Source organism: Streptomyces recifensis (genome assembly GCF_002154615.1).
Taxonomy (GTDB): domain Bacteria; phylum Actinomycetota; class Actinomycetes; order Streptomycetales; family Streptomycetaceae; genus Streptomyces; species Streptomyces griseoluteus.
This window is the reverse complement of sequence record NZ_MUNH01000184.1, coordinates 1-11,693: the sequence shown is the minus strand read 5'-3', so window position 1 is coordinate 11,693 and position 11,693 is coordinate 1. Positions and strand designations below refer to the sequence as shown.

General features: G+C 70.8%; 16 protein-coding genes. 4 read left to right on the top strand and 12 right to left on the bottom strand.

Annotated features, from left to right (window positions below; translation table 11 throughout):
• Nucleotides 1-40: 40 nt before the first annotated feature.
• Nucleotides 41-910, bottom strand: a complete 870-nt coding sequence (locus CCN33_RS11430; RefSeq protein WP_086693526.1) for a 3-hydroxyacyl-CoA dehydrogenase family protein — start codon at nt 908-910, stop codon at nt 41-43.
• A 147-nt stretch (nt 911-1,057) separates the two neighbouring features.
• On the opposite strand from CCN33_RS11430, the gene CCN33_RS11425 reads away from it, so the two are divergent.
• Complete coding sequence (locus tag CCN33_RS11425) at nt 1,058-1,780, top strand: acetoacetate decarboxylase (protein WP_086693525.1); 723 nt, start codon at nt 1,058-1,060, stop codon at nt 1,778-1,780.
• A 110-nt stretch (nt 1,781-1,890) separates the two neighbouring features.
• On the opposite strand, the gene CCN33_RS11420 is transcribed toward CCN33_RS11425, so the two are convergent.
• Both CCN33_RS11420 and CCN33_RS11415 read right to left on the bottom strand, forming a co-directional pair.
• Nucleotides 1,891-2,865 carry an alpha/beta hydrolase gene (locus CCN33_RS11420; protein ID WP_086693524.1) on the bottom strand — a complete coding sequence of 325 codons (975 nt, stop codon included), beginning with the start codon at nt 2,863-2,865 and terminating at the stop codon, nt 1,891-1,893.
• Between the two features lie 117 nt (nt 2,866-2,982).
• Complete coding sequence (locus CCN33_RS11415; protein WP_086693523.1) at nt 2,983-3,981, bottom strand: 3-hydroxyacyl-CoA dehydrogenase family protein; 999 nt, start codon at nt 3,979-3,981, stop codon at nt 2,983-2,985.
• Nucleotides 3,982-4,091: 110 nt separating this feature from the next.
• Here CCN33_RS11415 and CCN33_RS11410 point away from each other — a divergent pair, with 110 nt between their 5' ends.
• Together CCN33_RS11410 and CCN33_RS11405 are read left to right on the top strand one after the other, a co-directional pair.
• Nucleotides 4,092-4,991 (top strand): LysR family transcriptional regulator, encoded by a 900-nt coding sequence (locus CCN33_RS11410; RefSeq protein WP_086693522.1) that lies wholly within the window; start codon nt 4,092-4,094, stop codon nt 4,989-4,991.
• An 84-nt stretch (nt 4,992-5,075) separates the two neighbouring features.
• Complete coding sequence (locus tag CCN33_RS11405; protein WP_244173764.1) at nt 5,076-5,360, top strand: hypothetical protein; 285 nt, start codon at nt 5,076-5,078, stop codon at nt 5,358-5,360.
• A gap of 245 nt (nt 5,361-5,605) precedes the next feature.
• Here CCN33_RS11405 and CCN33_RS31530 read toward each other — a convergent pair whose 3' ends face one another.
• Genes CCN33_RS31530 through CCN33_RS11385 form a run of 5 tightly spaced genes read right to left on the bottom strand, consistent with a single transcriptional unit; the run spans nt 5,606 to nt 8,304 of the window.
• Nucleotides 5,606-5,863, bottom strand: a complete 258-nt coding sequence (locus CCN33_RS31530; RefSeq protein WP_140394513.1) for a hypothetical protein — start codon at nt 5,861-5,863, stop codon at nt 5,606-5,608.
• Between the two features lie 10 nt (nt 5,864-5,873).
• Nucleotides 5,874-6,221 (bottom strand): hypothetical protein, encoded by a 348-nt coding sequence (locus tag CCN33_RS11400; protein ID WP_086693521.1) that lies wholly within the window; start codon nt 6,219-6,221, stop codon nt 5,874-5,876.
• A gap of 27 nt (nt 6,222-6,248) precedes the next feature.
• Entirely contained in the window at nt 6,249-7,205 is a 957-nt protein-coding gene (locus tag CCN33_RS32900) for a putative T7SS-secreted protein (protein WP_244173763.1), read from the bottom strand.
• Nucleotides 7,205-7,855 carry a hypothetical protein gene (locus CCN33_RS11390; RefSeq protein ID WP_086693520.1) on the bottom strand — a complete coding sequence of 217 codons (651 nt, stop codon included), beginning with the start codon at nt 7,853-7,855 and terminating at the stop codon, nt 7,205-7,207. The genes CCN33_RS32900 and CCN33_RS11390 overlap by 1 nt, the downstream gene beginning before the upstream one ends.
• The gene (locus tag CCN33_RS11385; protein ID WP_244173762.1) at nt 7,852-8,304 is read right to left on the bottom strand and encodes a hypothetical protein; all 453 of its coding nucleotides are present in this window, start codon (nt 8,302-8,304) and stop codon (nt 7,852-7,854) included. The genes CCN33_RS11390 and CCN33_RS11385 overlap by 4 nt, the downstream gene beginning before the upstream one ends.
• A gap of 239 nt (nt 8,305-8,543) precedes the next feature.
• On the opposite strand from CCN33_RS11385, the gene CCN33_RS11380 reads away from it, so the two are divergent.
• On the top strand, nt 8,544-9,827 hold the full coding sequence (locus tag CCN33_RS11380) for a cation:proton antiporter (RefSeq protein WP_086693519.1): 1,284 nt from the start codon (nt 8,544-8,546) through the stop codon (nt 9,825-9,827).
• 82 nt (nt 9,828-9,909) lie between these two features.
• On the opposite strand, the gene crcB is transcribed toward CCN33_RS11380, so the two are convergent.
• The 4 genes from crcB to CCN33_RS11360 form a co-directional block, all read right to left on the bottom strand.
• A complete protein-coding gene (gene crcB / locus CCN33_RS11375) occupies nt 9,910-10,284 on the bottom strand; it encodes a fluoride efflux transporter CrcB (RefSeq protein WP_086693518.1) in 375 nt (124 codons plus the stop codon).
• Nucleotides 10,281-10,670 carry a DUF190 domain-containing protein gene (locus CCN33_RS11370; protein WP_086693517.1) on the bottom strand — a complete coding sequence of 130 codons (390 nt, stop codon included), beginning with the start codon at nt 10,668-10,670 and terminating at the stop codon, nt 10,281-10,283. Before CCN33_RS11370 ends, crcB begins: the two co-directional genes overlap by 4 nt.
• On the bottom strand, nt 10,667-11,143 hold the full coding sequence (locus CCN33_RS11365) for a fluoride efflux transporter FluC (RefSeq protein WP_086693516.1): 477 nt from the start codon (nt 11,141-11,143) through the stop codon (nt 10,667-10,669). The genes CCN33_RS11370 and CCN33_RS11365 overlap by 4 nt, the downstream gene beginning before the upstream one ends.
• Before the next feature lie 186 nt (nt 11,144-11,329).
• Nucleotides 11,330-11,693 (bottom strand): TIGR03943 family putative permease subunit (locus CCN33_RS11360; RefSeq protein WP_483027238.1); only part of this gene is annotated, 364 nt, incomplete at its 5' end.

Here is an 11,693-nt window from a genome sequence, read left to right as displayed (position 1 = left end):
CCGTCGCCTGACCGTCGCCCTCCCCGGCGGTGGGCGACGGTCAGGCGACGGTGCCGTAGTCGTAGAACCCGCGGCCGGTCTTCACGCCCAGGTGGCCCGCGTCGATGTAGCGCTGGAGCAGCTCGCGGGGGCCGGTGGGAAGGCTGGAGTTCTCGGCGGCGTAGTGGTTCTCGATGTCCAGGACGACGTCCAGGCCGACCTGATCCATCATGCGGAACGGGCCGCCCTCGAGGCCGGTGTTGATCATCCACATCCGGTCGACGTCCTCCGGGGTGGACACGCCCTCGGCGACGACGGCCAGCGCCTCGCGCTTGATGGCCGCCCAGATGCGGTTGAAGATGAAGCCGGTGCTCTCCTGGCGGGCCTCGAAGGGGAAGACGCCGTAGCGGGGCAGGACCTCCAGCAGCAGGTCCATGACGGCGCGGTCGGTGTGGCCGCTGGACATCAGGTCGACCGCCGCCTGCGCGGGCGGCATGTAGAAGTGCATGTTGACCACGCGCTCGGGCCGGGTGACGCCACCGGTGAACCGGCTGGTCGGGTACGACGAGGAGTTGCTGGCCAGAATGGCGTCCGCGTCGGCGAGCCGGTCGAGGTCGGCGAAGACCTGCTTCTTGAGCTCCAGGCGCTCCGGGACGGCCTCGACGACCAGCCACGCGTCGGCGAGGGCCTCGGCCAGGTCGGTGGTGGCCACCACGGAACCGGGCGTACCGCCGTCGACGCGGGAGGCGACCTCGGCCACGTGCTCCTCGACGTAGGCGCACGCCTGCTTCCCGGCCTCGGCGGCCGGGTCGTAGATCCGCACCTGGCCGCCGCGGGTGGCGAACATCAGGGCGATACGGCGACCGAGCGTACCCGCGCCGAGGACGGCGACCGAGCGGGCATCGATGTCGGTGGGGAGGGTGAAGGTCATGTCTGCACTTCCTTGGCGCTGGGGGGGGTGTGACCGACGTCCGGTTGCGGCGGCGAGCCATCGGATTCACTATGTATCCGATACACCATGTATGCAAGTGGAGTCGCGGTCCGCCGGTCCGCTTGCCGCTCGACGAGAAGAGGCACCATGCGCGCCGAAGAGGTCCGCCGCCACATCAGCACCCCCCTGACCACCCCCGTCTATCCGGCACGGGCCACCCGGTTCACCGACCGCGAGTACCTCAACGTCGTCTACCGCACCGACCCCGAGGCCCTGCGCGCCGTCGTCCCCGAACCGCTGGAGATCGACGAACCGCTGGTCCGCTTCGAGATCATGAAGATGGGCGACGTCGAGGGCTACGGCCCCTATCTGGAGTGCGGCCAGGTCATCCCCGTACGCCACGGCGCGGAGCACGGCGAGTACCTGCACGCCATGCACCTGGACAACTTCGCCGCCACCGCGGCCGGCCGTGAGCTCAGCGCCTACCCGAAGACCATCGGCACCCCCGCGCTCTTCCCCGACAACGGAGCCCTGGTCGGCACCCTCGACTACGGCACCCAGCGCGTCGCCACCGCGACCATGGCCTACAAATGGGAGCCCCTCGACCTGGACGAAGCCCGCGCGCAGATCACCGTCCCCACCTACGGCGTAAAGATCATCCCCGGCCGGGTCTGCGAACTCGCCCGCACCCAGATCACCGACATCACCGTCAAGGGCGCCTGGACCGGTCCGGCCCGCCTCGCACTGGTTCCCCATGTCATGGCACCGCTCGCCGACCTGCCCGTGCGCGAGGTCGTCTCGGCCAGCCACATCGTCACCGACCTCACCCTCGCCCCCTCCGCCCCCGTGCACGACTACCTCGCCCGCTGAGACGGCGCCCGCGCCCCGTCGCCTGACAGAGGGGGCCGGACCGCTGATCGCGACGATCAGCGGTCCGGGTCCTCACACGGCCCGGCCGAGGCGAGGGTCGGTCCGGGTCATCACCGCGCCAAGAGCCTGCGCAGCCAGTCCACCTGCACCACGCGGGCCGACCGGGACAGCGTCGCCTCGGGAACGAAGCCGGTGAAGCTGTGGAAGCCGCCCGGCCAGACGTGGAGTTCGGCCACGCCTCCGGACTGCCAGATGCGGGAGGCGAAGGTGACGACCTCGTCGCGAAGGGTGTCCGCGGAACCGACGTCCATGAAGGTCGGGGGAAGGCCGGTGAGGTCCTCGGCGCGGGCGGGGGCGGCGTAGGGAGAGACGTCCGGGCCGCCCCGGCGCTCGCCGAGCAGTGCCGTCCACCCCGTCTCGTTGAACGTACGGTCGAAGACGCCGAGGCCCGCCATCTGGTGGGTGGAGGGCGTGTCGTTGCGGTCGTCGAGCATCGCGCAGAGCAGCATCTGCCCGATCGGCCGCGGTCCCCCGCGGTCCCGCAGGAGGAGTGCCAGTGCGGCCGTGAGGGCGCCGCCGGCACTCGTGCCCGCCGTGACGATCCGCTCGGGGTCGCCGCCGAGTTCCCCGGCGTGACCCACCGTCCAGAGCAGGCCCGCGTACACGTCCTCGACCGGCGCGGGGTGCGGATGCTCCGGCGCCAGCCGGTACTCCACCGACACCACGATCGCGCCCAGCTCCCTGGCCCAGGCCAGGGGCAGTTCCACGCCGACCCTGTTGTGGCCCACGACCATGCCGCCGCCGTGGGTGTAGTAGATGACGGGGCGGAGGCGGCCGGCCGCCGGCGTGGTCGGGCGGCAGATCAGAAGCGAGATGTCGGGACCGCCCTCGGGCCCCGGCACCGTCCGGTCCTCCGTCTCGAAGGCACCGTCCATGGTCAGGTCCATGTCGGCCATCGTCCGCAGGGACGGGCTCTGACGGGCCGGGACGATCTGCTCGGGGGTCAGCCCGGGCGGCATCACCTGGTTGATCGCCTGCAGCGCGACGGCGAGTTCGGGGTCGAAGGGGGGCGGCACGTGCGCCATGGTTCTCCTTGCTCGGCCTGAGTGGTTCGAGGTGATCCGTGCGGTCACGGTGTGGGACACCGGCCCCGGGCGCCGCGCAGGACGACCGAGGCCGGTGCGTACCGCTTCCCGCTCGGTTTACGCCTGCTCGACCCGGTCCTCGCCCAGCGCGTTCATCAGGGCGATCTGGGCGCGGTCGCGGCGTTCGGCGAGTTCGGCGACCGACTCGGTGCCGAAGGCGTCCTGGGCCTGCTGGGTGAGCAGGGCGACGGTGGACTCGTCGAGAAGGGGCCGGCCGAGATGGGGCCAGCCTGCCGCCATCTGCGTACCGAGGTGGGTGAGGAAGTGCGGCAGGCCGCCGGGGCCACCACCGAGGTGGAAGGTGTGGAACGGGCCCGCCACGGCCCAGCGCATACCGATCGAATCGGTGACGATCGCGTCGAGCTCCGCCTCGGTCACCACACCCTCCGCGACCAGGTGCACCGCCTCACGGAAGAGCGCGGACTGCAGACGGTTGGCGACGAAGCCGGGAATCTCCTTCCGCAGGACCTGCGGCTTCTTGCCGAGCGCCGTGTAGAGGGCACAGGCCCGCTCCACGGTCTCCGGCGCGGTCCGCTCTCCCGGCACGACCTCGACCAGCGGCACGAGGTGCGGGGGGTTGAACGGGTGGCCCACGACGAGACGGCCCGGCTGCTCCAGCGCCTCCGCGATGGCGGTGGCGGGAACGCCGGAGGTGGAGGTGGCGAACAGGGCGTGCGCGGGCGCGGCCTGCTCGACGGTGCGCCAGATCTCCTGCTTCACGCCCAGCCGCTCGGGACCGTTCTCCTGCACGAGGTCGGCGTCCGCGACGGCGGCCGCGAGATCGGGCTCGAAGCGCAGCCGGTCGGTCAGCCCCTCGGTGGGCAGGCCGAGCGCGGCCAGGCTCGGGGCGATCTCCTCGACCCCGGCCCGCACCTGCTGCTCCGCCTCGGGGCGCGGGTCGGTGACGGTGACGCGCAGGCCATGGGCGAGAAACAGCGCGGTCCACGAGGTACCGATGACGCCGGCGCCGATGACAGTGGCGCTCCGGTAGCCGCCGGGGCCGGCCGGGCTCTCCTGGTCGGCGCGGGTGGCTGAGGTGGGGCGGGTGTCGGGCATGACGGGCGACGCCTTCCGTGCGAGGTGCTCGATGGCTGGGCCGTCCAGTACACGCCGGTCGTCGATACCCGTCCAATATCCGGAGCAGCGATTCCCATATCCTCTGAGATATGGACCTGTCCAGCCGACTACTCGAACAGTTCCTGGCCGTGGCCGAGGAACGGCACTTCGGGCGGGCAGCCGAGCGCCTCTCGATGCGCCAGCCACCGCTCAGCCAGGCCATCCAGCGGCTGGAACGCCGGGTGGGCGTCCAGCTCTTCGACCGCGGACCCGGCGGTGTCCGCCTCACCCCCGCGGGCGAGGCCTTCGCTGCCGACGCGGCCCGCCTGCTCGCCGCCGAGACGGCGGCCCTCGACCGGGCTCGCCGTGTCGGCAGAGGACTGGAAGGCGACCTGCGGCTCGGCTACGTGAGCCTGCTGAGCCTGCGCTATCTGCCCCGGCTGCTGGGCGCGGCGGCCCAGGAGCTGCCCGGCCTGCGCATCCGGCTCCACCAGGACTCCTCGGCCGCGGTGGCCGACAAGCTCCTCGCGGGCTCGCTCGATCTGGGCTTCGTCCGTGACCTGAGTGCCGTCTCCGCCGAACTGGTCACCAGTGTCTTCGCCCGCGAACGCGTCATGGCCGCCCTGCCGACGAGCCACCCCCTGGCCGGCGCGGAGGCCCTGGACCTGACCGAACTGCGCGACGAACCGTTCGTCCTGCCGACCGGGAGCGCGCTGCCGGCACTGCGCGGACAGATCCACCGCGTCTGCGAGGCCGCCGGATTCACCCCGGACGTCCGGGCGTCCGCCGACGACCTCACCGGCCTGCTCAGTTACGTCGCCTCGGGCCTGTGCGTCAGCCTGCTGACGGAGGCGCTGCTCGACCTGCCGGTGCCCGGCATCACCTACGTCCCGCTGCGCGGGGCGCCGGGGCGCCTGGAGAGCACCGTCACCGCCGTCCACCGACCGGACCCGGACCCGGCCGTACGACGGGTACTGGAGCTGGCCACCGGGTTGTACGGCGGTGGTTGACGAAGTCCCCAGGGGGCGAGGCACCACCAAGGTTGGCAGGGGCCTCGCCTGTTTCTGCAGGCGGCTCCTGAGAAGCATCGACGGATGACGAACGCACGGCTCCCCATCGGCTGGACCGTCCAACGCATCCGCGACGTATCCGGCGATCAAGAGGCTGTCGCCCTGGATGTCGATCGCGTGGTGCGCCGGGTTTCCCACACCGGAACCCACGAGAGACTCCACCCCGAGATCGTCCTCGGCTTCCACAGCCTGTGCCTCGTGAAGCCTCTCCATGACGACTGCTGGTACATGGGCAGCCTGTACGAGGACGGCTCTGTCGACTGCTGGACGCGTTACGACGATCTGTACGAAGCGCTGCGCGGTCTCTGAAGGCTTGCCAGGCCGTTCCGGTGCGCCTCGGTCAGCGCGGGTGGGACCAGGCGTGGTGGGTGGGGGCGTATGCGCCGCCACCACGAGGAGGTCGGGGTGGCGGGCCGCTTGCCTGCGGGCGTAGCGAGTGAAGCGGGCTCGGGCTGCGTCGGTGCCCTCCGGGACGGCCGTTGTCATGAAGGGCTTGGTGCCGGCCAGCAGGGCGTAACCGGGGGGAAGAGCAGCGCGCCTTGGTGGCCGGGGGTTCAGAGGAGGGTCGGCGATCGGGTGGCCGCGTCTGCGGGGATGGTGCGGGTGGGCACGACTGGGTGCACGCCCAGCGGGGCGCACCGGAGGTGGGTGGCGCCGGTCGCGCGGCACCCGGCCGTCACCCGGTCCGCCACGGTCGCGTCCAGGCGGTCGCCAACGCCGAGCGGGCTCACCGGCTTTCCGCTCAGCCAGGCAGGCGACAGGTTTCCGTCCGGGGTGAGCAGTACAGCTAGATCCTGTATTTGCCGTTCCATCAGGGACCCCTCATTGGAAGAGGAGCCGGTCTCGTACTGAAACGCGAGGGGAGATATCAATTTCCATGGCACCGGCACACTCGCCCACAGAGAAGTCGATCTGCGCACCGACAGCCGAGGGAGTGGACGTGAAAGCGAGCCGCGTGGCGCCCTCGCGGTAGACATCCAGCAGCGCATCACCGTCGTTGTTCGACCAGAGCACCCTGACCGATCGGGTAACGGCTTCATAGGAGAGCACAAGGATGCCATCATCGGAGCGCCAAGTCAGTGCACGCGCTCCACCCTCCTGAATCTCTGGCCATTCACCGGTGGTGTCGAAAATTTCATCATCACCGGGAATCAAAAACTCGCCGTACACGACTGAACCTACTCCCTGATCGCTGCATTATCTCGCTCGATTAACGGAAACGACTGCCCGTCCCACGGAAGATGACACTACTGAATCTAGCGGTTCCGTCCGGCATGAGTTGCCACGACGTTTCAGCTTCCAGCGCGCCACCTGGGCCTTGAAGGACTGAGCGAGTGATCCCGAAGTCCCCCCATTGATCGGTCCAGGTTCGCTCAAAAGGTTGTTTGGCTGCTGCGGTGAGATGGTCGTTGACATACTCCCGCATTTCCGGCGTGTCACGGATTCCGATGCGACGCAACTGGTCTGCGTTCTGTCGAGCCCGCGCAGTGTTGTGATCGTTGGGTTTGATGTCCCCGCCCCGGTGTCCTGCACCGGCTTGGTGCCGGGGTCCTCGCCCGCGCGGGCCTTCGCGTTGTAGGCGTCGGCCTTCTTCTGATATTCGTCCGCCGCGTCGTCGAACGCCTTCGTGCCCTTCTTGTACAGCTCGACGGCCTCCGCCGCCTGTTTCTGCGCCCAGGTGACCGTGTCGGCGTACCGTTCCAGCGCGTCCGCCGCCGCGCCGCAGGCCTCGGCCGCGTGGGCCCACTTGGCGGGGTGGACGCCGAACTTCTCGCGGAAGGCGTCGCCGCCCTCGCCCTTCCAGCCCGCCGAGTCGATCTTCTTCAGGCCCGAGCCGACCTTGTCGAACGCCCCGTGGAAGTCCTTCAGGTGCTTCGCGCTCTCGCGGATCTTCTCCGGCTTGCCGTGCACGAGTTCGTCGGCCTGCTCGGTCCGGCCGAGCTGCTGCTCGCCCGGCATCGCGCCCAGGTCGGAGGCGACTTCGTCGCCCCAGTCCTCCACGCCGTCGGCCCAGTCGTGCAGGCCGACGCGGTCCAGCGCGCCGCCCAGCTTGTCCGTGCCGGAGTCGACCAGCTCGCCGGCCTTCTTCTTGCCCTTGTCATACAGGTCCTCGGCGCCGCCCAGCAACGAGTTGATGAGGTCCCCCAGCCCCATCAGCCCTCACCGCCCTGCCGCTCCGCCGCCTTCGCGCGGGCTTCCGGGGACGGGCCGAAGGTGTCGTCGAGGAACTGGTCGTACTCCTTGTCCGACATGCCCACCGCGCCGTGCAGGTTCTCCGGGGTGACGGGGACCGTGCCGATCAGGGGCGCGGTCATCGCGTCCCGGCCGGCGTCCTTCCAGCCCTGCTTGCTGTTCTCCCACGCCTGCTCGAACGACTCCTGCGAGTAGTCCACCGTCCGGCCGGACTTGGCGATGTCCCCCCAGCCCATCTTCTCCACGTCCTCCTCGGAGGCGTAGGGGTTGCCCACCGCCGAGTTCGCGACGACCTTCACGCTGCCCTTGAGGTACTGCTCGGTCTCGTAGTACGTGCCCGCCGACAGGTTCGTCTTCTGCGCGAAGGCGTTGCCCTCCGCGACCAGGGCGCGTACGCCCCACTCCCAGCGTTCGCAGAACGTCTTCAGCTCACCGGTGAGGCCCTCGTGGCCCAACTCCAGTCCCGACAGGGCGATTCCGGAGAAGCCGCGGCCCGCGCCGGCCTGCCCGGCCATGCCCAGCTCACCCAGTTCACCCAGCGCCTCCGTCAGGCCCTTGGCTATCTCCTCCAGCCCCTGCGCCTGGAGATCCATCCCGCCCTCGCCGCTCATATCGCACCCCCGTGCCGCGCCTCGTCGTCCAGGTCCACCGCCGCGCCGTCCGGCACGATGCCCGCCACCGGCGGGAACACCACCCCGTCCGAACCGTCCGCGCAGTCCAGCACCACCCCGCACGGCACGCCCGCGGCGGGCACGGCCACATCCAACAGCCGTGCCCCCAGCACGCGTTGATACGTCCACTCCCGCGCCGACTCCCCACGCGCGGTGGCGTACCGGGCGAGCGCCTGCTCGTCGGAGAAGGCCAGGATGAAGCGGATGCCGTTGAAGTCGGCGGTCAGCAGCGCCTGTTCACCGTCCGGATCATCACCCAGCGGCACGAGAACGGGAGTACGGCGGAACTCCCCCAACAGCTCGGCGAACTCTCTTTTCCTGACCGCCACTTCCGCCGCCTGGGCGGGCGCGATGCCCGAATCCGCCCTCCGGTCCCCGTTCTCAGACATGCCGCCATCATCACGACTGCGCCGAGAGCGGACAAGTTCATACCCGTCACACCCTTGTCACCGTGCGGGATGCGGCGGTCGCGGGGAACCGCGCGCACGTTGGGCCGACCGAGCCAGGCCGGGCGGGTTCGGCCCATGGTTTCCGGAGGACCGACCGGAAGTGACGTAGGGTCAGGCTTCGTGTCTCTGCGTGACGCAGCCGCCCTGGTGATGACGGCTGTCCGGCGTGAGGAGTGCGGATGAACGGCTGGGCCGTCGTGGCCGCCGGGTGTGTGGTCGTCGGCTACGGGGTGTTCTCGCGGCGGCTGTCGACCACGGTGCTCTCGGGACCGCTGGTGTTCATGCTCGTGGGTGTGGCGATCGGCCCGCTGGGTCTGGACGTGCTGGACCGTGCGAAGGACCCCGGGGTCACACGGACGCTGCTGGAGAGTGCGCTGGTGCTCCTGCTGTTCGCGGACGCGGCGGCGATCAGGCTCCGGGACCTGCGCCGGGAGGAGTTCCTGCCGCTGCGGCTGCTCGTGGTGGGGCTGCCGGCCACGATGGCTCTGGGGTGGCTGGCGGCCTGGCCCCTGCTGCCCGGCCTTGGTGTGTGGGAGTTGGCCCTGGTCGCCGTCATCCTCGCGCCTACGGACGCCGCGCTCGGGCAGCAGGCGTTCTCCAACGAGCGGGTGCCGCCGCTGATCCGCGGCGGCCTGTCCGTGGAGTCCGGTCTGAACGACGGTCTGGCGCTTCCGTTCTTCGTGCTGGCACTCGCTGCGGCCGGTGAGGGGCACGGTCATCCGGGCGTGGCCGAGACGTTCCTGCGGGCGCTGCTGCTGAGCAGCGCGATCGGCATCGCGGCCGGCCGGGCCGGGGCGAGTCTGCTGCGCCGGTCCCTGACCAGGGGGTGGAGCACCTCCGACTGGCGGCAGTTGACGGTCCTCGCCGTTCCGGCCGTCGCCTACGCGCTGTGCGTCATGGGCGAGGGAAGCGGCTTCATCGGTGCCTGGGCCGCCGGCCTGGCCTTCGGCGTCCACCTGCGGCGGGCACCCACCGGTCCGCACCTGCGTCCCGAGGACTCCGATCCCGTGCACAGCACGACGTTCACCGAACGACTCGGCCTCCTGCTCGCCTCACTGAGCTTCCTCGTCTTCGGCGCGGTCATCCTCGGACCGACGCTCCAGCACCTGACGTGGCGGATGGTCGTCTACGCGCTGCTCAGCCTCACCGTCCTCCGGATGCTGCCCGTCGCTCTCGCGCTGATCGGCACCGGGCTGCGCGCCGCCTCCGTGGCCTACATCGGCTGGTTCGGTCCGCGCGGGCTCGCCTCCCTTGTGTTCGGCCTGCTCGCGGCGGAGGAACACCTGCCCGGGGGAACCCTGCTGAGCGGGGTCGTCGCCGTGACCGTCGGGCTGAGCGTCATCCTCCACGGAGCGTCCGCCCCCTTCCTGGGGGACCGCTACGGCGTGTGGTTCACCAGGACCTTGAGCAGGGAGAAGACCCTGCGGGAGAACGCGCTCGCTCCCGAGGACACACCGCGCTGACGGACGCCCATGTGCGGGGCGGCTCAGCGGGCGTCGGGGCATCTCCTCGGAGGGGGTCCGGCGGGCATCGTACGAGTCGGCCTCAACCCCAGATCGCCCCCGCGCACGCCGTGCCCGCGAAAGCCGCTCCCAGGCCCGCCACCACGCTTGCCGCCACGTTGGCCGCCGCCAGGAAGCGGGCGCCGTCCTCCGTGAGGCGGAGAGTCTCGTAGGAGAAGGTGGAGTACGTGGTGAGGGCGCCGCACAGCCCGGTGCCCATGAGGAGCTGGACGTGGGAGGAGGCGGCGCCCGCCGCGACCGCGCCGGTCAGCAGGCCGAGGATGAAGCAGCCGAGGACGTTGACGGTGAAGGTGCCCCAGGGGAAGACGGCGTCGTGGCGTTTCTGGACGGCGCGGTCGGTGAGGTAGCGCAGCGGGGCTCCGGCCATGCCGCCGATGATCACGAGGAGCCAGTTCACGCCTTCTTCTCCTTGCCCGGGTGACGCCGCGAGTGGCGGCCCGAGTGGCTGCCGGCGTAGCGGATGACCTGGCACTCGTCCAGGATCACCAGCCCCGACTCCACCAGTTCGTCCAGTTGCGGCAGAAACGCCCGTACGCGGTCCGGGGTGTCGACGATGACGATCGCCACCGGCAGTTCCTCGTTCAGGGAGAGCAGCCGGGCGGTGTGGATCAGGGAGGACGCGCCGAAGCCCTCGATTCCCCGGAACACGCTGGCACCCGCGAGGCCGGCCGCGTGCGCGCGGTGCACGATCTCGCTGTAGAGCGGCTTGTGGCGGTAGGTGTCGTGCTCGCCGATGAAGATCGTCACCCGGAGGGCGTCGCCGGTCAGCCGTGTCGTGGTCATCGCTGCCTCCGGGCCAGGACGCGGCGCGTGAGCGCGACCGCGAGTCCGACCGAGCCGAGGGCCGCGAACAGGGTCGCGGCCAGATAGGCCAGGGCGGTGCGCGCCTCACCGGCGTTCACCAGCCGCTCGATCTCGACGGCGTACGTGGAGAACGTGGTGAAGCCCCCGAGCACCCCCGTCCCGAAGAACGGCCGGACCAGCCGGTGTGCCGTCCACACCTCGCTGATCAGCACCATGAAGACGCCGATGACCGCGCAGCCGGTCACGTTGACCAGCAGGGTGGTCCAGGGGAAGCCGGGGTTCGCCACGGGCCACAGCAGCGACGCCGCGTACCGGGCCGTCGCACCGATCGCGCCACCGGCCGCTACCACCGCCACGACCGGGCCCTGACCGCGCCACGCCTCCTGCCGCTGGGCGGGAGAGCGCAGGTCGAGGTCGGGGTCGACGGGTTCGTTCGTCGTGGGTCGCGTCATGGGCGTACGTCTCCTACTCGCCGGGGCCCGCGCAAGCGGGCGCGCTCCATCGCAAGTAGGGACTGTTGGCGGCGTCGATGCCGCGGTTCGGGTACGGCGAGCCCCACCGCCGCGCCGCACGGGTGAGGCGCGGCCGGTGACCAGCGTATCGCGGGGGCGGGACGGGACGCAGCGCGGCGGTCGCGTCTACGACGGGGTCAGCGGGAGGTCGTCCGTGTACGCGTTGACCGGCTGGGCGATGGGGTGGGTCTCCCGGACGTCGAGCGCGGCCTCGGCGGTCTTCGTGCCGAGCCGCCCCGCGGGGTGCCAGGTGCCGGTGACCGCGAGCCAGGTGTTGGCGGGCGGGGCGTCGGGGCCGTGGACGCGGACCTTGACGGTCTGGGAGTCGGCGGCGCAGCAGGTGAAAATGATCCGGGTCAGGTACCAGCCGCCGCCTGGGCCGGCCGGGGTGACGAAGCCGGTGAGCTGGACCTGCCTGCCCCTGATCGCCCGCGTGGGGTCCTGCTGGACCCGCTGGGTGAAGCCGGTGAGGGTCAGGGGGAGCGGGGAG